Source organism: Rothia sp. HMSC065D02, from assembly GCF_001815285.1.
Classification (GTDB): Bacteria; Actinomycetota; Actinomycetes; order Actinomycetales; family Micrococcaceae; genus Rothia; species Rothia dentocariosa.
Genome location: NZ_KV820060.1, coordinates 96,864 through 115,657 on the forward strand (window position 1 = coordinate 96,864; position 18,794 = coordinate 115,657).

At 52.9% G+C, this 18,794-nt stretch carries 16 protein-coding genes and 1 tRNA gene; 11 read left to right on the plus strand and 6 right to left on the minus strand.

All coding sequences use genetic code 11. The annotated features are described in order from the left end of the window. The first annotated feature begins 494 nt into the window (after positions 1–494). The 3 genes from HMPREF3016_RS10895 (at position 495) to HMPREF3016_RS00490 (ending at position 1,782) form a co-directional block, all read left to right on the plus strand. Positions 495–842: a hypothetical protein gene (locus HMPREF3016_RS10895; RefSeq protein WP_210399769.1), complete on the plus strand. Its 348-nt coding sequence runs from the start codon at positions 495–497 to the stop codon at positions 840–842. A 155-nt stretch (positions 843–997) separates the two neighbouring features. Continuing rightward, positions 998–1,459, plus strand: a complete 462-nt coding sequence (locus HMPREF3016_RS00485; protein ID WP_168160756.1) for a hypothetical protein — start codon at positions 998–1,000, stop codon at positions 1,457–1,459. 59 nt (positions 1,460–1,518) lie between these two features. Then, entirely contained in the window at positions 1,519–1,782 is a 264-nt protein-coding gene (locus HMPREF3016_RS00490) for a type II toxin-antitoxin system Phd/YefM family antitoxin (RefSeq protein WP_070739337.1), read from the plus strand. Positions 1,783–1,858: 76 nt separating this feature from the next. On the opposite strand, the gene HMPREF3016_RS11180 is transcribed toward HMPREF3016_RS00490, so the two are convergent. Beyond that, positions 1,859–2,218 (minus strand): hypothetical protein, encoded by a 360-nt coding sequence (locus tag HMPREF3016_RS11180; RefSeq protein ID WP_246828395.1) that lies wholly within the window; start codon positions 2,216–2,218, stop codon positions 1,859–1,861. A gap of 398 nt (positions 2,219–2,616) precedes the next feature. Further along, positions 2,617–3,033: a hypothetical protein gene (locus HMPREF3016_RS00500; RefSeq protein WP_246828396.1), complete on the minus strand. Its 417-nt coding sequence runs from the start codon at positions 3,031–3,033 to the stop codon at positions 2,617–2,619. Between the two features lie 353 nt (positions 3,034–3,386). On the opposite strand from HMPREF3016_RS00500, the gene HMPREF3016_RS00505 reads away from it, so the two are divergent. Next, on the plus strand, positions 3,387–3,641 hold the full coding sequence (locus tag HMPREF3016_RS00505) for a type II toxin-antitoxin system Phd/YefM family antitoxin (RefSeq protein ID WP_070739342.1): 255 nt from the start codon (positions 3,387–3,389) through the stop codon (positions 3,639–3,641). Between the two features lie 2 nt (positions 3,642–3,643). Further along, positions 3,644–3,904: a Txe/YoeB family addiction module toxin gene (locus HMPREF3016_RS00510; RefSeq protein WP_013398864.1), complete on the plus strand. Its 261-nt coding sequence runs from the start codon at positions 3,644–3,646 to the stop codon at positions 3,902–3,904. Positions 3,905–3,993: 89 nt separating this feature from the next. Here the strand turns inward: HMPREF3016_RS00510 and hrpA are convergent, their stop codons facing one another. Next, entirely contained in the window at positions 3,994–8,433 is a 4,440-nt protein-coding gene (gene hrpA / locus HMPREF3016_RS00515; protein WP_070739345.1) for an ATP-dependent RNA helicase HrpA, read from the minus strand. A 111-nt stretch (positions 8,434–8,544) separates the two neighbouring features. Here hrpA and HMPREF3016_RS00520 point away from each other — a divergent pair, with 111 nt between their 5' ends. Then, on the plus strand, positions 8,545–9,198 hold the full coding sequence (locus tag HMPREF3016_RS00520) for a GNAT family N-acetyltransferase (protein ID WP_246828397.1): 654 nt from the start codon (positions 8,545–8,547) through the stop codon (positions 9,196–9,198). A 39-nt stretch (positions 9,199–9,237) separates the two neighbouring features. Here HMPREF3016_RS00520 and HMPREF3016_RS00525 read toward each other — a convergent pair whose 3' ends face one another. The 3 genes from HMPREF3016_RS00525 to HMPREF3016_RS00535 all read right to left on the minus strand — a co-directional run bounded on the left by HMPREF3016_RS00525 (position 9,238) and on the right by HMPREF3016_RS00535 (position 11,264). Continuing rightward, positions 9,238–10,182: an NADP-dependent oxidoreductase gene (locus HMPREF3016_RS00525; protein WP_210399770.1), complete on the minus strand. Its 945-nt coding sequence runs from the start codon at positions 10,180–10,182 to the stop codon at positions 9,238–9,240. A 223-nt stretch (positions 10,183–10,405) separates the two neighbouring features. Then, the gene (locus HMPREF3016_RS00530) at positions 10,406–10,924 is read right to left on the minus strand and encodes an HXXEE domain-containing protein (RefSeq protein WP_070739348.1); all 519 of its coding nucleotides are present in this window, start codon (positions 10,922–10,924) and stop codon (positions 10,406–10,408) included. 267 nt (positions 10,925–11,191) lie between these two features. Then, a tRNA-Arg gene (locus HMPREF3016_RS00535) sits at positions 11,192–11,264 on the minus strand. 118 nt (positions 11,265–11,382) lie between these two features. Between HMPREF3016_RS00535 and argS the strand changes: the two genes are divergently transcribed. The 5 genes from argS (at position 11,383) to thrB (ending at position 18,591) form a co-directional block, all read left to right on the plus strand. Further along, the gene (argS, locus tag HMPREF3016_RS00540) at positions 11,383–13,047 is read left to right on the plus strand and encodes an arginine--tRNA ligase (protein ID WP_210399771.1); all 1,665 of its coding nucleotides are present in this window, start codon (positions 11,383–11,385) and stop codon (positions 13,045–13,047) included. Positions 13,048–13,230: 183 nt separating this feature from the next. After that, a complete protein-coding gene (lysA, locus tag HMPREF3016_RS00545; protein WP_070739354.1) occupies positions 13,231–14,745 on the plus strand; it encodes a diaminopimelate decarboxylase in 1,515 nt (504 codons plus the stop codon). Between the two features lie 206 nt (positions 14,746–14,951). Then, positions 14,952–16,235: a homoserine dehydrogenase gene (locus HMPREF3016_RS00550; RefSeq protein WP_004004422.1), complete on the plus strand. Its 1,284-nt coding sequence runs from the start codon at positions 14,952–14,954 to the stop codon at positions 16,233–16,235. A gap of 79 nt (positions 16,236–16,314) precedes the next feature. Further along, the gene (gene thrC / locus HMPREF3016_RS00555; RefSeq protein ID WP_013398873.1) at positions 16,315–17,415 is read left to right on the plus strand and encodes a threonine synthase; all 1,101 of its coding nucleotides are present in this window, start codon (positions 16,315–16,317) and stop codon (positions 17,413–17,415) included. 195 nt (positions 17,416–17,610) lie between these two features. Beyond that, on the plus strand, positions 17,611–18,591 hold the full coding sequence (thrB, locus tag HMPREF3016_RS00560; protein WP_048754817.1) for a homoserine kinase: 981 nt from the start codon (positions 17,611–17,613) through the stop codon (positions 18,589–18,591). The last annotated feature ends 203 nt before the right edge of the window (positions 18,592–18,794 follow it).

Below are 18,794 nucleotides of genomic sequence, written 5' to 3' on the forward strand. Positions count from 1 at the left end.
GCTTATACTAATATATTTTCAGGGAATTTTTCTCTTGCGGTAGATTATGTTAATTCGAATATAACTCAAGGAAAATTTAATATTATTATGATGTTTCTTATTTTGTGTTTTCAAGTTGGCTCAATATTGGTTATTCCTGTATATTTAACGGAAAAATTATATTTTAAAAGTATTTATAACGTAAGGAATAACATGGAATATTCTAAAAAAGAATTAGAGACAATAAATGGAAAATGGGTTATAAAATACCCAAAGATTCAGAAGGGCTTAGAGCCGAAGTGGTACAAGAAGATCGGGTTTTTCTATTCGCTTATATTTTATCTGTACTGGTTAGCCTGGTTCCTATTTCTTTTTTCTATCTCGTGCTGGGGGGGGGGGCACTATAGGATGTTAATTTTATTCTAGGAATTTTTGATGTATTTTGTGTTTTTATTATATGTTTTTTAACGATCCACAGCAGTTCTGGTGTTATGTTGCTGGCTGGTCTAACTCTTGTGATTACTGTAAATCTAGGGTATCCTCAAACGTCTGCATATATCCTCAATTATTCCGGGTATCCGCCTAGCTATATATATTGCTTAAGTGGTTATGTGAAAGATTATGATAATGCTAATGAAGTCTTGAAGGTCAAAAATATTGATGCGTTGCCAATAAGTTACGATTCTAGGGGGGTTCAGGTGCTTACCGGTGAGTACGATAATAGTACTAAAACTTGGAAAAATGAGGGAGAAAATGGAATCCATCGGGAGTATTTGCAATTTGAGAAGGGTTATAAAGTTACCTCTGGTGCCTGCAAGTCTGGCTCTGGCATGTCTTCTGTACCTCCCCCGCAGGGGCAATAACTTCCGTAGTATCCTAAATGAAACCTGAATTATACGTTGTTCTTATTGTTGGCATCTTCCTCTCGGTTATACAACGTTCCTACTATTTGTATAATCCAAACACTAAGCAATATGTTCCGCTTATATTCTCTGTTCTGATAGGGTATCTGGGATATATGGGTCTTGTAGGAGTTATTAAAGAGATTGGTAGAAACAATTTAGAAGGATTTATTTTACTTTCAGTTTTTTCTGGCATACCAATTACCTTTACAGTTCTTTTTCTTCGAACCTTTGTGCAATTCCATGATGATGGTATAACTTACCGTAAGTTTGGGAGACGTAAAAAGTTTATGCCTTGGAAAGATATCGTCGAACTTGAGTGGAGAAAAGATGACTGGCGTGATATCTTCCTGTATGTCGAAGACGAATCAGGCAATAGCGCAAAATTTATCAAGACTGTTTTTGTAGACCCCGGAATAGACCTCTACATGAAGTTTTATACTCGAACAGGGCGTTTTCCCGCATCTTATGAGGAATTAGCTAAAAAACTCAAGGTCAAGAAGAAAAAAAGATCGTTTTGGAAACACTTCTTTTTCCTCTTGCTAGAATCTATTTTCATGTTTGCGCCCAGACGATAACAGATCGTTAGATATTCATCTTTAAGAACTATTCTTACCCCAACCGCGAAGATCACCCTATGAAAACTTTTTCCTATAACGGTTCTGCCGAGCAGTTTATCGAAATTTTCGACTACGTCGAAGCGCATCGTGAGGAAGCTACGATTACCCGTGCAGAGCACGAACCCACTGTGGTTATGCCTCTCTCCGAGTATGAATCACTTCGAGAAACTATGTACCTCATGAGTTCTCCGGTAAACGCTCGTCGCATCATAGATTCTACAGCCCCTCTTGAGCAGCATATTCACAAAACAAGAGCGGTTTCTTTATCTGAGGGCATTTGAACCGCTCTCGGATAAAGAAACCGCCCCCGAACTGGGTGACGACCCTATACATATGTGCATACGTACCTGTAGAACGTTACACCTGTTGACCGCTTAGATTTTGACCAACTGGGTTCTCCGTAAGATATTGCGGAGCGGCTGCTAATGAGGCTTCCTGCATCAAAACCTGTTGATCTTCGGGACTCGTTGGGGAAGGCCAGCGGCCATTAATCTGACGAAATACCAGTGCACACATAACTCGTTCACCTCGCAGATACCGGGATGTAAATGCAATCTTGCGCTTATCTGCTGCCTTGAGAACCAACCATCCACCGGGATGCCCCGAGCTATACGCATACGAATCAATCTCGTGAAAGGGGATGCGGGTAACTTTGCCGTACCAGGTGCACTGCTCAATATAATCTACGCCGGTTTCAACATACTGACGTTGGCCCATGAGAATTGCCCAGACGCCAAACACTAAGCAGATTCCAATAACCCCAAACGCCATATATGAAGGCATTGGATTACTGCCCGAGATCAAAGCTGGGGTGATAAGGGCAAAGAGCACTCCCACAGCAACAAGGAAGTAACCACAAAATCTGTACCAACCAGGCATCTTTGCCCTGATCGTTCCATCGGGTTGAGGCTTTACCTGCGCGGCATGTTTTCTATAGAATTAGCCGCTAACCGCACCGATACACACCAGAAGAATCGCAGTAATAATAAAAGTCATATATCCATAATACGTGTTCAAAAACTGAGGAAGGGGAGACCAGATACTTGCGGGACCGACCTTAGAGTAAGGTTTTCTTGCCTACCTCCGAGTCTCTTGACGTTCTAGGCACTAATCCGTCACCTCCGCAAGCCCCGAGCTTTTGGAGTCTTCGCAAGGTATTGCTGAGCGGCTCTCAGGGATGATTCCTCTCCCAAGATTCGTTGTTCCTCCTGGTTGTATGGGGAGGGCCAGCGGCCATTAATCTGGCGAAACGCCAACGCAGCAATCACCCGTTCACCCCGTAGAAAACGAGAGTTAAACGCTATCCTGCGTCTATCCGCCGCCTTAAGAACCAGCCACCCGCCAAGGCCCGCTGGACTATACGAGTACGAGTCAATCTCATGGAAGGGAATTCGGGTCACTTTGCCGTACCAAGCGCGGCGTTCGATATAGTCCACGCCGGTTTCAATGTATTGGCGCTGACCCATAAGAATCGTCACGATACCAAGACCGAAGGTCATAGCAGGAAAGCCAATCGCCATGTTTAGGGGCATAGGATTGCTGCCTGAACTTAAAATAAGTGAAGCAAAGGCTAAGAAGACTCCTGCTGCAATCAGAAAATAACCAAACGCGATATACCAGCCGGGCAGCTTCGCTCGGACGGTTCCATCAGACTGAGGTTTTATCCGCGCGGCATGTTGTCTGTAAAAATAGCTGCTTCCCGCACTAATACCTATCAGAAGAACCAACGTAGCGATAAAACTCATACCATCATCATACGTGTTCAAAACTTTCGGATTGGCGCAGAAATAACTGGAGAAACCGGTCTAAATGTATGGTAACCGAGCTTCATTGCTTTCCTATCAACCCCTCTGTACATTATACTGTACAGAGAAGGAAGGTGTTTATGAAAACCATGTCTTACACCGAGTCTCGGGCTCGGTATGCTGAAGTACTTGACCACGTTGAAGATCACCGTGAAGAGGTTATTATTACACGTGCCGGGCATGAACCGGCAGTCATTCTCTCATTGTCTGAGTACGAATCTCTTCAAGAGACTGCCTACCTCATGCGTTCCCCGGCTAATGCACGTCGTCTTATGGAATCTATCTCTCGTCTTGAAGCTGGTCTTGGGTCTGAACGTCAGCTGATTGAGGAATAGTTGTGAGAATTATTTTTGACGATTCAGCATGGAGCGACTATCTCTGGTGGCAGGTGCAAGATCGGAAGGTTCTCAAGCGCATTAATCTACTGATCAAAGATGTTGAGCGAAATGGTAATGAAGGTATAGGGAAGCCTGAAGCTCTCAGACATCAATTTTCAGGCTGGTGGTCACGCAGAATTACTGATGAACACCGTCTCGTATACAAGCTTACTGACGACTCTATTGTCATAGCTTCATGCCGATATCACTATGGCGCGTAGAAGGGTTGGGTGTTGCCACAAGACTCTGAGTCTTGTGGCAACACCCAACCCTTCGAGGAACGAAAACCTAGACAGAGCCCGCCGAAAACCTACCTTTTCACCTGTTCCAGCGCCTCGCGCTGAGCCTTGGCGATGCGCTTCTCAGAGACCGTGTACGCCGTGCCGAGTTCCTGGGCGAAGAAGCTAACACGCAGTTCCTCAAGCATCCAGTTCACGTGGGCGAGCGCATCGGGAATAAGAGTCCCCTCGGGCAGCGACTTGACGGCAGAATCGTAGGAGTCCTCCAAATCCTGCACCGTGAGCATGAGCTGATTATCTCGGTTCAGGTTCGGTCCCAGCTTCGTCAAGCGTATCTGCGCGGCCTTCAGATAGCGCGGCAGGTGAACCAGCTGATCGTACCCGGTGTTCGCCACGAATCCGGGGTACACCAGATTATCGAGCTGCCCCTTCACGTCTGAGACGGCGTGCATGGTGCTCAGCGAGGTTGCTTTCTTAATGGCTTTGCGCAGCGCCGCCGCCTCTGAGAGGATTTCGGCAACCAGCTTGGTGACCTCAAAGACGGTATCGATCAGCTCGGCGCGCACATGCTCGAACAGCTCGCGGTATTCGGCGCGCGTGAAAACGGGCGTATGCGGAACCAGCTTGTCGAGTGCGGCAACCGTGCAGTCCCGAATCAGTTCATCAATCGAGCCGTGCGGGTTCTGTGTGAACACAATCTTCTCTTTATTTGACAGGTGATCGCTCACGTACCGTTCTGGTGAGTGCACCTGCAGCTGCAGAAGACGAATAATACCGCGCCGCTGCGAATGTACCTGCTCGGCCTCGGTGGGGAAAATACGGATGCCCACGCTCGTTTTTTCGTCCACCAGCGCCGGGTATCCGCTGACCGCCTGGGTTGCAATAATGCGTTGTACCTTGCGCGGAATCTCCTCGCCAGGAAAGTCGGTCAGGCCCGTGGTTTCGTGGATAGAATCTTGAGAGCCTGCACCCTGAGCGGCGGTTTTCCCGGGTTTTGCGCCCGATCCTGCACTGTTTTCCTGCGCGCCCTGCTGCGCCGAACCGGTCTGCGATGTGGCACTCTGTGCGGAGTTCCCGCCCGCGAGCGCCGCCATCTTCGCCACCGTATCTTCAGAAGCGCCCAGCGAATCCGCTAGGGCTGAGCGAATCTGCGCGTGAAGTTTTTGCTGCAGTTCACGAATATCTTTGCTTTCGCCCAGAATCTTATTGCGGGCATCGCGCACCTGGAACGTGAACTTCAGATGATCTGGCACGGACTTCCAGTCGAATGCATCCGGCTCAACCACCACGCCGCGCAGACGGCGCAGCACCAGTGCGAACGAAGGCAAAAGCTCGTCGGTCGCGGGGGAGTAGTCCGCCTCCAGAGACTCCAACGCCATGCGTGCAACATCCGGGGCGGGCACAAAATTACGGCGAATCGCCTTCGGAAGCGATTTAATGAGTGCCGTTAAAAGTTCATGGCGCATTCCCGGAATCTGCCAGCGGAACGGCTCGGGGGTCAGCTGGTTCAAGAACAGAATCGGTACCTGAACCGCCACTCCGTCGCGTTTTGCCGCATCCGTGCGGGCACCGCCCAACCCTGCCCCCGGGGCGTATTCGTACCGCAAATCCAGGGTGAGTTCGCCGCCGTCAGTACGCTGTACCCACTGGCGCGGGAACTGCGAATCGTCATAATCGGCGGCATCCTCATTAATAAGGTTTTCCGGGTTGAAATCGAGCAGGTTATCGTTCTCTAAACGTGCGTGCTTCCACCATTTATCGAAGGAACGAACGTCCGTCACATGCTCGGGGATGCGCGCATTATAGAAATCGAAAAGCACGGCGTCATCCACTCGCAGATCGCGGCGGCGCAGGCGGGCCTCAAGCTCCTCAACCTCAGCCAGGGCACGCAGGTTGCGCTTGTAGAACTTGTGCTGGGTGCGCCAGTCGCCCTCCACCAGGGCGGAACGAATAAAAATCTCACGTGCAGCGGCGGCATCTACCCGGGAATACTGCACTGGACGGTCAGCATAAATCGTCAGTCCGTACAGTGTGCCCTTCGTATACGCCACGGCGGCACCTCGGCTTGCCGACCAATGCGGCTCGGAATAATGCTTCTTCAGCAGGTGCCCGCCCACTTCTTCAACCCATTGCGGCTCAATCGTGGCGTTTGTGCGTGCCCACAGCCGGGAAGTCTCTACAAGCTCGGCAGAAAGCACCCAGTCAGGGTTCTGTTTGAAAAGCCCGGAACCTGGGAAGATAGCGAATTTTGTGCCGCGTGCCCCCAGATATTCGCGCGGACCACGCGGGGCTTTGCCGTAGGTTTTCTCACGCTCCTCCTTAGCGCCCACATGCGAGAGCAGACCCGAAAGCAGGCTCTTATGAATCTCAACCTCACGCCCCGAAGCGTCAATATCGCGCCCGTTCGACACGCGGATATTCGCGGTGCGCCCCATCTCACGCAGCTGGGCGAAAAGATCCTGCCACTCACGAATACGCAAAAAGTTAATAAACTCGCGGTGGCACATCTTTCGCAGCTGCGAAGAGGAAAGCTCAGCCTGGCGCTCATTAATGTACTGCCACAGCAGCAGGAACGATGAAAAATCAGATTTATCGTCCGTGAAACGGGCATGCATCTCATCGGCAGTGCCACGCACCTCAGCCGGGCGTTCGCGCGGATCCTGAATCGTCAAAGCGGCGGCGAGCACCATCATCTCTTTAGCACAGTCACGGCGCGAACCCTCAATAATCATGCGTGCCAAGCGCGGATCGACCGGGAACGCACTCATTGCACGCCCCGTAGCGGTCAGCGTCGAGGTAGTACGATGATGCTTCCCCCTTTTATCCGTGCGCGCCGGTTTTTCAGAAAGCGCCCCAAGCTCACGTAGCAGATTCACGCCGTCATTAATCGCGCGTGATGCGGGCGGCTGCACAAACGGGAAACGCGCAATATCGCCGGGCTCACGCACCACGCCGATCGCAATCATCTGCAAAATAACGGCCGCCAGGTTCGTGCGCAGAATCTCCGGGTCGGTAAACTCGCTGCGCGACGCGAAATCCTCTTCAGAATACAGCCGAATTGCAATACCATCGCTCACACGGCCGCACCGCCCCGAGCGCTGGTTCGCGCTTGCCTGCGAAATCCGTTCGATCGGCAGGCGCTGTACCTTCGTGCGAGCCGAATACCGCGAAATGCGGGCGGTACCGGTATCGATCACATACTTGATACCCGGCACCGTCAGCGAAGTTTCCGCAACGTTCGTCGCCAGCACGATGCGCGGCCGACTCCCCGGCGTAAACACACGATGCTGCTCCGCGAGAGACAGACGCGCATACAGCGGCAGAACCTCATAGTTCATACGTGGGGACTTGGCAACCAAAGACTCTAAAGCATCGTGAGCATCGCGAATTTCACGCTCGCCCGAGAAGAAAATCAGGATATCCCCGGGCGCCTCCTTCGACAACTCCTCAACGGCGGCAAGGATTCCATCGGTTGGGTCACGGTCTTCGTCGCCTTCATCTTCATCAGCGTAGTCGTCCCCATCGAGCGGGCGGTAGCGAATCTCCACCGGGTAGGTGCGCCCCGAAACTTCAATAATCGGGGGAGCGTCATCGGGAAGAATCTGCTCGGCAAGCTCACGTTCCTCATCGCTGAGAGAATCGTCTACCACACCCTTACCTGGCACGAAACTCGGTGCGAAATGCCTCGCGAATCGTTCAGGATCAATGGTTGCGGAGGTAATAATGACCTTCAAATCGGGGCGCTTCGGCAGAATCCGCTTCAGATACCCCAGAATAAAATCAATATTTAGGCTGCGCTCATGTGCCTCGTCAATAATGAGCGTGGAATACTTGCGCAGCAGCTTATCGTGCTGAATTTCGGCGAGCAGAATACCGTCCGTCATGAGTTTGATAGCGCTGTTCTCGCCCACCTCAGAGGTGAAACGCACCTGGTAACCCACGGTCTCACCAATTTTCTGCCCCAGTTCTTCGGCGATGCGCTCCGCCACCGAACGTGCGGCAAGGCGGCGCGGCTGGGTGTGCCCAATCATGCCTTTTTCAGCAAGACCGAGTTCCAGGCACATCTTGGGCAACTGCGTGGTCTTACCCGAGCCGGTCTCGCCAGCGACAATGATGACCTGGTGATCACGAATAGCCGTCTTAATGTCTTCGCGGCGCTCGCTGACGGGCAGTTCTTCGGGATAGGTAATCTCAGCGGGAATCAGCGGGTTGTAGGGACGCTGTTCGGGCCGGTCCCGGTGGTTCTTGTGATGCGCGCGTTTTTGCGGGTTTTTGGAGCGTGAAGCGTTATTTTTACGCGAGGAATTCTTGTGGGCATTACGCCGTTTCGAGCTTGGCTCTGCTGTGGAAGCATCGCCGGGTTTCTCATCGGATGTTTGGGATGTGCGCGCGGGCTTTTGAGGTGCGCGCACCGGCGCCGCATGAATGGCAGCCGCCATGCTCGCCATACTGGGCGCGGTTCGAGTGGTCTTAGAAGTATCTGTGTGTTCGGTAGGTTTCTGCTCAGACATATCGTTACTAGTTTACTCTTCTGTATTTGGTGCCCAAGAAAGCCGTATTTTCGGCGAAGTTTTGTGTAATCTTGGAGCAGATACTAATAACCTCAAACGCGGAGGAAGGTCATGAAAATAAAACTGCGGGCTTGGCGGGAAGATGACGCCTCAAGACTCTATGACATATACCGTGCAACGCCCGATCTTGTACATCAGATGCCAGCTCTCGGTAGTGTAGAAGATGCGCGAACTCTCATCTGCGAAGAGCTTCTTCCGTCTTCTGAACACATAGCATGGTGTCTGGAAGCTGATAACCAAGCTGCCGGGTGCGTAGGTTTCAGATGTATGGGGCGCCAGCCTTCTGGAACCTGGGATAGAGCTTGGGTTTACTATTGGATCTCGGCAGAAACCCGTGGGCTTGGTATAACAAGTCGATGCGTGCGTGCGGCGTGCGACTGGGCACAGAATATAGACGCGTCGAATGATAGCGCTGCATCACCCGGAAAACCCGCAGAACAAGCCAAGATCAGCTACGATTTCTCAGCTCTTACAGCCGCAAGGTCCCCACGGGTTCGTCGTTTAGAGCTTGGGTACCGCACCAATAACCCGGCGTCAGCGGCAGTGGCGCGCCATACGGGGTTCGTGGTTGAGGGCGTAGAACGTGAAAAGTTCTGCTACGACGGCGTGCTCTATGATGCCGCCATAGCCGCGCGTCTTCACAGAGACGTGGACCATATGCTGGCAGCACCTCATTGTCTGGAGCATCGGCAGCCCTATAAATAAAGATTCAGGATCGTCTTCTTCTAGAGAACACGCAGATTCCTAAGGAACAAGCACCACTTTGCCGCGCACATGCCGGGAGCCCACAAGCTCATGAGCTTTCGCTGCCTGCTCTAGCGGGAAAGTCTGATCTACGTGAACTTTCACGATCCCCAGCGACATGAGTCGAGCAATCTCACCCAGCTGATAACGGTCGGGATGCACCGTCAGCCACTCTGCCGTAAACCCGCGCTCGCGTGCAGTCTCTAAAGGGTCGGGGCTTGTGAGGGTCACGATTCGACCGCCCGGAACCAGCACATCCAAAGAATCTATGAAGGTCTGTGCCCCTGTAGAATTCAGTACTACATCAAGGGTAGGACCGAGAATCTGTTGGAAATTCTGGGTTGTATAGTCGATAAATTCTGCGCCCAAAGACTGTATAAAATCACGGTTCTTCTCAGAAGCCGTAGCGTAAACTGTAGCGCCAGCGTCGAGGGCAAGCTGAATCGCGAGATGACCAACACCGCCAGCGCCCGCATGGATCAGCACGCGCTCCCCGGCGCTAAGATTCGCAACCTCAAAAAGTGCCTGGTATGCCGTCAAGGCTGCCAGGGGAGCGGCACCCAGCTGCTCATCGGGAATATCTGCAGGTGCGTGCACAAGCTGATGGGCAGGAGCCAAAACGTATTCGGCATATGCCTTACCCGGATGCGGAAACTGCACCAGCCCGAAAACCTTCTCGCCTGGCTGGAATCCCGTGTAATCGCCCGCCGTTTCACAAACCAAACCGGCGACATCCCATCCTAAAACGGCGGGTTCTTGGTCAAGATTAATCAATGATGCCGCAGGGCCCAATCCCTTGCGCGTTGTAAGGTCTATAGGATTAACACCAGCGGCGGTAACTTTGAGAAGAACATGCCCGCGAAGGGGCGAAGGCATAGGAGTCTCTGTAAAATGCAGATTCTCGGGCTCACCCCATACGGTGAGCTGTACCTGGTGCATGGTCATGATGAGCCCCTTCTGCCGTGACGATAACGATTGGAAACATTCTCTCAAGCGCAGGTCACGGGGCAAAATAGCATGTCATAAAAGGCAACTCTCACACGTGCCGTTTTCGTGGCGAGTGTGTGTATATCCTAGCTAAATTGAAGCCCTATAAGTTCCTGTAGCAGAGAGCTATCAGCGCCGCGGGGGCTTATTGCCTAACTATAGAAACCCGGGAACCCTAGTATTACGCGATCTTCTGAATGAACGTTTCAATCTTTCCCGATAGTCGGTAAAGCATCTGTAGGTTAATAAGAACTACAGCACTCAAGACCACGGTCAAAATAACTAATTTGAGGTAATCGATATGCTGGGTAGCAAAGATAGCGTATAAGGTAATAGCGTTAAGCGGCATCGTAAATACTGCGGTCCTGCTGCCCGGTGCCCATCCAGGAAAGATAAACGCCTCACGGATATGAAGGATAAGATGCAGGATATAAGCGATAAAGATAGCTATGACGGTCTCAATGGAATCAAATATGACCCCGCTAAAAAGGATCAGACAAGCAACAATAAATTCCTCACCGATCATGGCGGCAATAGCTGCGGTTGAGGGGTAATGGTCTTGCCCCGCTATAAAGATTTCGTCGTGGTACCGGTTATCGCTGGAGTACTTCTCGATGTAGCGGCGCACGAAGATGATCTCCTCAAATTCGTGCACCATGAAGAGAGCGATCGTAATAAATGCAAAAGTGCCTATAGACATCCTAGCCTCCCAGGTTCCTGCATAGTTTCGTTTCTCCACGTTATTTCATGGTATGGCTCAGCGGGCTAATTGTCAGTGGTTTAAACAAAAATGGCCTGTGCCCCATCAAGAACGAGGGGTAAGCCAATAAAAAGTGCCATTAAAGGCTGAGGGGAGGAGGTTCGAGCGCGCGAGAACAGAGGAGCCGACCGAAGGCGCGCAACGCAACCTTCGACTTTTGGGTGTATATAAAGCCTACCCGCTGAAGCGGATAGACCAATAAAAAAGTGCCCTTGAAAGGATTCGAACCTTCGACTTCTTGCTCCGGAGGCAAGCGCTCTATCCACTGAGCTACAAGGGCTGACATATGAAATTTTGGTGACCGCCTTGGCACCTCAACCGGAAACTAGGCGTTTCAGCCGCATACGGCGCACAAGCGAACCTCTATATCCTATCAGATGTTGCTAGAATATGTAGCTATGACTCCCGAAGAATTATCAGCAGCAATTGCTCAAGAACTCGATAAAACTATCGCATCCGGTCAGCTTACCCTCGCAGATAACGCAGAGCTTCCCCTCGCGCGCGTGGAACGCCCGAAATCTCGCGAACACGGTGACTGGGCGACTAATATTGCGCTGCAGCTTGCCAAGAAAGTTGGCAAGAATCCTCGCGAAGTAGCAGCTGTTCTTGCCGATAAAATTGCCTCAATTCCGGGAGTTTCAACGGTAGATATTGCCGGTCCAGGCTTCCTCAATATAACCCTGGATGCGGCTGCGGCAGGCACCCTCGCCGCCACTATCGTCGAAGCCGGGAAAACATACGGAACCAGCGATAAATTCGCGGGAAAAACCATTAACCTTGAATTCGTCTCGGCTAACCCCACCGGCCCCATCCACTTGGGTGGAACCCGCTGGGCGGCCGTGGGTGATGCGCTCGCCAATATCCTCGAAGCCGAGGGCGCAAATGTGGTGCGCGAATACTACTTCAACGATCACGGCACTCAAATTGATCGGTTCGTAAACTCGCTTCTTGCTGCAGCCAAGGGAGAGCCTACCCCTGAAGACGGCTATGCGGGCGCCTATATTACCGATATCAAAGATCAGATTCTCGCCCAACGCCCAGACGCGCTCGACGCCGAAAACCCCGCAGAAGTTTTCCGTGAAATCGGAACCGAGCTTATGTTCGCACAGATTAAAGAGTCTCTGCACCGTTTCGGTACCGACTTTGATGTCTTCTTCCACGAAAACTCGGTATTTGAATCTGGCGAGGCCGACCGCATCATTGAGCAGATGAAACAGGATGGTCAGCTTTATGAATCCGAGGGCGCGTGGTGGATGCGCACCACCGATTACGGCGATGATAAAGACCGGGTGGTCATTAAATCGGATGGTAATCACGCCTATGTTGCTGGAGATATTGCGTATTTCCGCAATAAAATGACTCGTCCTGAGAACCCTGCGGACATAGCCATCTATATGCTTGGTGCAGACCATAGCGGCTATGTGGGACGGCTCAAGGCTATCGCTCAAATCTTGGGGTACCGGACCGAGCAGATTGAGGTCATGATTGGGCAGCTGGTGAACCTTGTCAAGGACGGCAAACACGTGCGTATGTCGAAGCGCGCCGGTAACGTCGTCACCCTTGAAGACCTTGTAGAGGCTGTGGGTGTGGATGCGGCACGCTACGAACTTATCCGCTACTCGGTAGACAGCACAATTGATATCGACCTTGATCTGCTGGTGCAGAAGAGCAGCGATAACCCTGTCTACTATGTGCAGTATGCGCACGCCCGCACTGCGGCTGTAGAACGTAACGCCATTGATGCTGGCGTGCATCTTGCCGATGGCGTGGACACAGGGCTTCTGAATACGCCCGCAGATACTGAGCTTCTTGCAGTGCTGGGGCAATACCCGGCAACCGTGCGTACCGCAGCGGAATTCTACGAACCGCACCGCGTGAGCCGTTATCTGGAAAACCTTGCGGCGGCCTACCACAGCTGGTACGGCCTCTCGCGCGTGGCTCCGAAGGGCGATGAGCCAGTGACTGATCTGCACCGTACCCGTTTGCTTCTCAACAATGCAACACGTCAGGTACTCGCCAACGGATTGGGTCTGCTGGGGGTCACCGCCCCCGAGCGTATGTAATGCCGAACCGACCGGAAGCTGCGTACCCCGCCAACACGATGACGGGGCACGCGGCTTTTGTATATTGGTTTATCCGCTATCTGAACACCACCTATGAGCAGCATCGTGGCAGCAAGGCGTTCCGATATAGTGGTGATGGGATCACGAATCTGTGACCGTGACACAAGACCCGAGGACTTCTGCATGAGCGACGCACAATCCCTGTACGCCCCCGAATGGCTTACCTGCCCCGAACATCCGGCTGAGCTGAACCGTACCATCTGGACGGACTCATTTCAGCGTAATCATGGGGGAGAGCTAACTATTGACGGCATTGCAGCGAGTGAGCTTGTCAAAGAGTTTGATACTCCGCAGTACGTATTTTCGGAAGATACATTCCGAGCTAGGGCACGCGGGTACCGCCAGGCATTCGAGGATGCTTTCGCCCGGTATGGCGCGCAGGTGAGTGTCTACTACGCGGGAAAGTCATTCCTGTGCACGTCCGTGGCCCGGTGGGCGCATGAAGAAGGTTTGTGTCTTGATACGGCGTCGGGAGGGGAACTGGCGATTGCCCTGCGGGCTCAGGTTCCCGGGCAAAATATTGCGCTGCACGGTAATAACAAGTCGCGCGGCGAGATTGCGCGCGCCATCAAACACGGGGTAGGGCGTGTGGTGGCAGATTCCGTTGACGAGCTTAAACTCATCGCGGATGTGCATGCCGAGCTGAACACAGAACGCACCGCAGCGGGGCAGGAGCCGTATCCGGCGGTACCCGTGCTCATTCGGATTACGCCCGGGGTACATGCCTCCACCCACGAATCTATTGCTACGGCGCATGAAGATCAAAAATTTGGGATGTCGCTTCAGCCTGGAACCGCGCGTCTTGCCGGGTTAGATGCCGATGAACTTGAGTATTGGACGAGTACCGAGAATGAATCCTACGCGATGCTTGCCGCCGGTATTCTCACCGCTATGGATTCCCTGGAATTCCGGGGGATTCACTGCCATATAGGTTCGCAGATTTTTGAGGCTCAGGGTTTCGAGCAAGCGGCAGATACTGCCCTCACCTTTATGCATGCCGTGAACCAGAAATACGGTCTTAGCCTGCCTGAGCTTGACCTGGGCGGCGGCTATGGTATTGGTTATACCGAGGCCGATACCCCGCGCAGTATTGAGCAGATTACCGTCTCGATTGCGGATGCGGTCGCGGCAACCTGCGAGCGTCTTGGCATGACAATTCCGCATATGTCTTTTGAACCTGGCCGCTCGATTTCAGGCCCCTCAGGGGTGACGCTCTACACCGTCGGCACCATTAAAAACGTGAGTATTGAGGATGAACACGGTCAGATTCGAGTGCGCCGGTACGTCTCGGTGGACGGGGGCATGAGCGATAATGCGCGCCCGGTGCTCTACGACGCCGACTATGCGGTTACCCTGGCAAACCGCGCCCCGGCGGGAGAGCAGGTGCTTTCACGTGTGGTAGGTAAACACTGCGAATCGGGTGATATTGTGGTGCGGTACTGCTATCTTCCCGCTGACCTTCAGGCGGGGGATATTCTCGCGGTGCCAGCCACCGGGGCGTACTGTTATGTGCTGGGGTCGAACTATAACTACCTGAGCCGTCCGCCGGTTATTGCTACGTCGGCGGGGGAGGCGGCGCATCCTATTATTCGTCGACAAAGCGAAGATGAGATGCTTGCTCTAGACACGGGTTTCTAGTACGGGCACTGAATCTTTTCCGCATGATGACACCGCATGGCGCATGTTTGGGTAAGAAGCTGCACGTAATATAACGACACCCCCGTAAATGGCGGTAATGTTGGCGTCTTGACCGCGTCCAGGCGCCGCTCTCTTGATACAGTTGATGATGACGTCGCCCGTTCGTACAGGCGCGTTCACCACTCGGTCAAAATGTAGGAGATAACGTGACTGACACCATTAAGGTTGCTCTGCTCGGCGCTGGGAACGTTGGTTCTCAGGTAGCGCGTATTTTTAGTGAGGATAGCGCGGTTCTCAAAGAACGTATAGGGGCACCTGTTGAGCTGATCGGTATAGCCGTGCGTGATACTGCGGCTAAACGCCACTGGGATGCCGACCCAGGGCTGTATACCACCGACGCAGACGCCTTGATTGACGCTGCCGACGTGGTGATCGAGCTGACCGGCGGTATTGAACCTGCACGAACCCGCATTCTGCGTGCTCTAGAATCTGGTAAATCGGTGGTTTCAGGGAATAAAGCGCTCCTGGCAAAGCACGGTGTTGAGCTTCAGGCTGCTGCCGATAAGTCCGGTGCACAGCTTTCCTATGAGGCGGCGGTCGCCGGTGCAATTCCGATTTTGCGCCCCCTGCGCGATTCTTTGGCAGGCGATACAGTCACACGTGTGCTGGGCATTATGAACGGCACCACCAACTACATTCTGGATCAGATGGATACCACCGGCGCAACTTTTGCCGATGCGCTCAAAGACGCCCAGGAACTCGGCTACGCCGAAGCAGACCCCACCGCCGACGTTGAAGGCCACGATGCCGCATCAAAGGCTGCTATTGTAGCCTCATTGGCGTTCCACTCTGATTTCACCATTGATGACGTTCACATAGAGGGTATTACCACCGTAAGCGCCGATGACGTTGCCGCCGCAGATGCCGACGGCTACGTGATTAAACTCCTGGCCATTTGTGAGCGAGATGGTGACGGAGTCAATATCCGTGTGGCTCCTACGCTTATTCCGCGGCAGCATCCACTGGCAGGTGTTCATGGCGCATTTAATGCCGTGTTTGTACAGGCACAGAACGCAGGCGAGCTGATGTTCTATGGCCCTGGTGCTGGCGGAGCACCGACTGCTTCCGCCGTTCTGGGTGATTTTGTGTCGTTAGCACGCCGTCTGGTATTGGGTGGTCCAGGTGTGCCCGAGTCCTCTTACGCGCAGCTGCCTGCTACCGGATTGGGCGACATTATCTCCCGCTACTCGGTAGGCATGCTGGTTGATGACAAATTGGGCGTGCTCGCAAACATTGCCCGTATTTTCGCCGAACACGGTATTTCGGTGGATTCTTTGCGTCAATCTACTCCGCGGGATGGCGCCGCACAGATTCGCCTGGTGACGCACTCTGCCAAAGACTCTGACCTGCGCCGCGCGATCGCGGTGATCGACGGTTTAGATACTGTGCGCGAGATTATTTCCGTGATTCGCGTCGAGTCCGGTAAATAGATCAGGAAGACTAGAATTTCAGCGCGGAAATTCTCAAGTCCGCGCGAGTAAAACCATCAGCAGAAAGTAGGAGAATCCCATGGCACATGTGTGGCAGGGCGTCATTAACGAATACCGCGACCGTCTTCCGTTCGGGGACGAGGTAAAACCGGTAACTCTAGGCGAAGGCGGAACACCGCTGATTCACGCACCGGCGCTGTCAGCGCAGACTGGCAATACGGTATACCTCAAATTCGAGGGGATGAACCCCACCGGATCTTTCAAAGACCGTGGCATGACGAGCGCTATTACCGCCGCTAAACGCGAAGGTGCGAAGGCTGTTGTGTGCGCTTCGACCGGTAATACTTCAGCGTCGGCAGCGGCATATGCGCTTCAAGCGGGGATGCGTTGCGCGGTACTCGTGCCGGACGGCAAGATTTCGATGGGTAAACTCTCGCAGGCAATCGCCCACGGTGCCGATATTATTCAGATTGACGGAAACTTCGATAACTGCCTCGAAATTGCCCGTAAACTCAGCGAGAATTACCCAGTATTCTTGGTGAACTCGGTGAACCCCTACCGCATTGAGGGGCAGAAGACCGGTTCTTTTGAGGTCGTCGACACTCTGGGAGACGCCCCCGATTACCATCTGCTCCCGGTAGGTAACGCGGGCAATATTACCGCTTATTGGAAGGGATACAAGGAGTATTCAGAACCCTATACGAACCGTGACGGCAAGGTCCTAGAGCCGGTCGCCACCAAGCGACCCATCATGTGGGGTTTCCAAGCAGCCGGCGCGGCCCCGATTGTTGCAGGGCACCCGATTGACACTCCCGAAACGATTGCGACCGCAATTCGCATCGGCAACCCTGCCTCATGGGAGAAAGCTGAGGCGGCACGTGACGAATCCGGCGGCGTGATTGAAGCTGTCACCGATGAGGAGATTCTTGAGGCGCACCGCTGGCTCTCTTCCCGCGAGGGCGTTTTCGTTGAGCCCGCTTCAGCCGCTGGTGTTGCGGGTCTGCTCAAGAAACATCGCGCTGGTGAGGCTCCCGAAGGCAAGACCATTGTCATTACGGTGACAGGTCATGGTTTGAAGGATCCGCAATGGGCGCTGGAACCGGTCAACGGCGCGAAGGTTGAACCGACTAAGGCAGCCTTCGATGTTGTGGCTGTGGCAGATATTCTTGACCTGAACTAACCACCCTATAGCCTGTTAACCGATAGGTCGATGCGCCCTTGTCCGAGAAAATTTTCTTGGGCAAGGGCGTCTTATTCTGTCCGTAACCCGCTCAATGCTAGGATAAATTCTCGTAAAGTAAGTGACATTAGTGTTGTTCCACCGCTTAAACAGCACGGTATGCGCTCCTAACGTCCACATGCACCCGAGGTTTCCATGTCGAATTCCGATACCCCTATCACATGCGCAGATATTCCTGTCGGTAAAACCGTCACCGTCAAGGTCCCGGCATCAAGTGCTAACCTCGGGCCCGGCTACGATACCTTAGGGGTGGCTTTAGGGTTTTATGATGAACTCAGGGTTGAGCGTATTTCTGAAGGTTTAGAGTTTGAGCTTTCAGGCGAGGGCAGCGAGGCCGTACCGCGCGATGAAACCCATCTGGTGATTCAGGCGATGCGTTCCACTTTTGAGAAGGTCGGACTTCATGATTTCCCGGCCCTCAGGCTGACGGCACACAATCGTATTCCGCATTCACGGGGCATGGGCTCATCTGCCTCCGCTATTGTTGCGGGCGTTGCGGCGGCTTCCGGGTTGCTTCCCGAGCACACTCAATTGAGTCGTGACCAGATTCTTCAAGTAGCTTCAGACCTTGAAGGACACCCCGATAATGTGGCGCCTTCGGTGCATGGTTCACTGTCAATATCCTGGGGCGAACTGGGGAACTGGCGCTCGCTGGTCGTACCGGTTCATTCTGCCGTTGTACCTATCGTAGCGGTGCCCGATTATGAAGTTTCTACAAAACTTGCGCGTTCGCTGATTCCTGCCGAGATTCCGCATGAGCAAGCTGCGGCAAACTCAGGCCGTGCCGCTTTATTGATTCAAGCCCTTTCGCAGGCACCGGAGTATCTTATGGATGCAACCGTGGACTATCTGCATCAGGGCTACCGTATTCCTGCGATGCAGCCGAGTGCGGCGCTGGTCGCCTATCTGCGTGATCGGCAGCTTCCCGCCGTAATTTCGGGGGCCGGGCCTACCGTATTAACCTTCTCCCGTAGCTGTGAAGAAGTCGCAGCAGCACAGCGAGCGATCGCTGAGTTTGAGGCTACTCATGAGGGAAGCGAATATGAGGGGCGTCGCCTGTCATGGCGCGTCATGCCCCTTGAAATCGATGCAGAAGGTGTTATAGTTACACAGTAAGGTGTTTTTCACCTGACATGGTTTGTCGTGTTTATTTTATCTCCCGGTCGCACGAAGAACCGCCACATCCGGGAATGGAAAGTATTTTCTTTGAACCACGTCTTTTTGTGTGTTCGCGTATGCTTCTTCTTCCGTGGGGAGCTCGCGAGGAAATATTTTTTCTGTGGTTATGTATTTTTTTGCCTCACTTCACAAGGACTTTG

What these genes read in the sequence shown, in the direction of transcription:
- HMPREF3016_RS00505 (WP_070739342.1), top strand. Translation starts at nt 3,387, where the DNA reads ATGAAAACCATGTCTTACACCGAGTCTCGGGCTCGGTATGCTGAAGTA.
- HMPREF3016_RS00525 (WP_210399770.1), bottom strand. Translation starts at nt 10,182, where the DNA reads ATGACCATGCACCAGGTACAGCTCACCGTATGGGGTGAGCCCGAGAAT.
- hrpA (WP_070739345.1), bottom strand. Translation starts at nt 8,433, where the DNA reads ATGTCTGAGCAGAAACCTACCGAACACACAGATACTTCTAAGACCACT.
- HMPREF3016_RS11180 (WP_246828395.1), bottom strand. Translation starts at nt 2,218, where the DNA reads ATGGGCCAACGTCAGTATGTTGAAACCGGCGTAGATTATATTGAGCAG.
- thrB (WP_048754817.1), top strand. Translation starts at nt 17,611, where the DNA reads ATGTCGAATTCCGATACCCCTATCACATGCGCAGATATTCCTGTCGGT.
- lysA (WP_070739354.1), top strand. Translation starts at nt 13,231, where the DNA reads ATGAGCGACGCACAATCCCTGTACGCCCCCGAATGGCTTACCTGCCCC.
- thrC (WP_013398873.1), top strand. Translation starts at nt 16,315, where the DNA reads ATGGCACATGTGTGGCAGGGCGTCATTAACGAATACCGCGACCGTCTT.
- HMPREF3016_RS00530 (WP_070739348.1), bottom strand. Translation starts at nt 10,924, where the DNA reads ATGTCTATAGGCACTTTTGCATTTATTACGATCGCTCTCTTCATGGTG.
- argS (WP_210399771.1), top strand. Translation starts at nt 11,383, where the DNA reads ATGACTCCCGAAGAATTATCAGCAGCAATTGCTCAAGAACTCGATAAA.
- HMPREF3016_RS00500 (WP_246828396.1), bottom strand. Translation starts at nt 3,033, where the DNA reads ATGCCCCTAAACATGGCGATTGGCTTTCCTGCTATGACCTTCGGTCTT.
- HMPREF3016_RS00490 (WP_070739337.1), top strand. Translation starts at nt 1,519, where the DNA reads ATGAAAACTTTTTCCTATAACGGTTCTGCCGAGCAGTTTATCGAAATT.
- HMPREF3016_RS00520 (WP_246828397.1), top strand. Translation starts at nt 8,545, where the DNA reads ATGAAAATAAAACTGCGGGCTTGGCGGGAAGATGACGCCTCAAGACTC.
- HMPREF3016_RS00485 (WP_168160756.1), top strand. Translation starts at nt 998, where the DNA reads ATGGGTCTTGTAGGAGTTATTAAAGAGATTGGTAGAAACAATTTAGAA.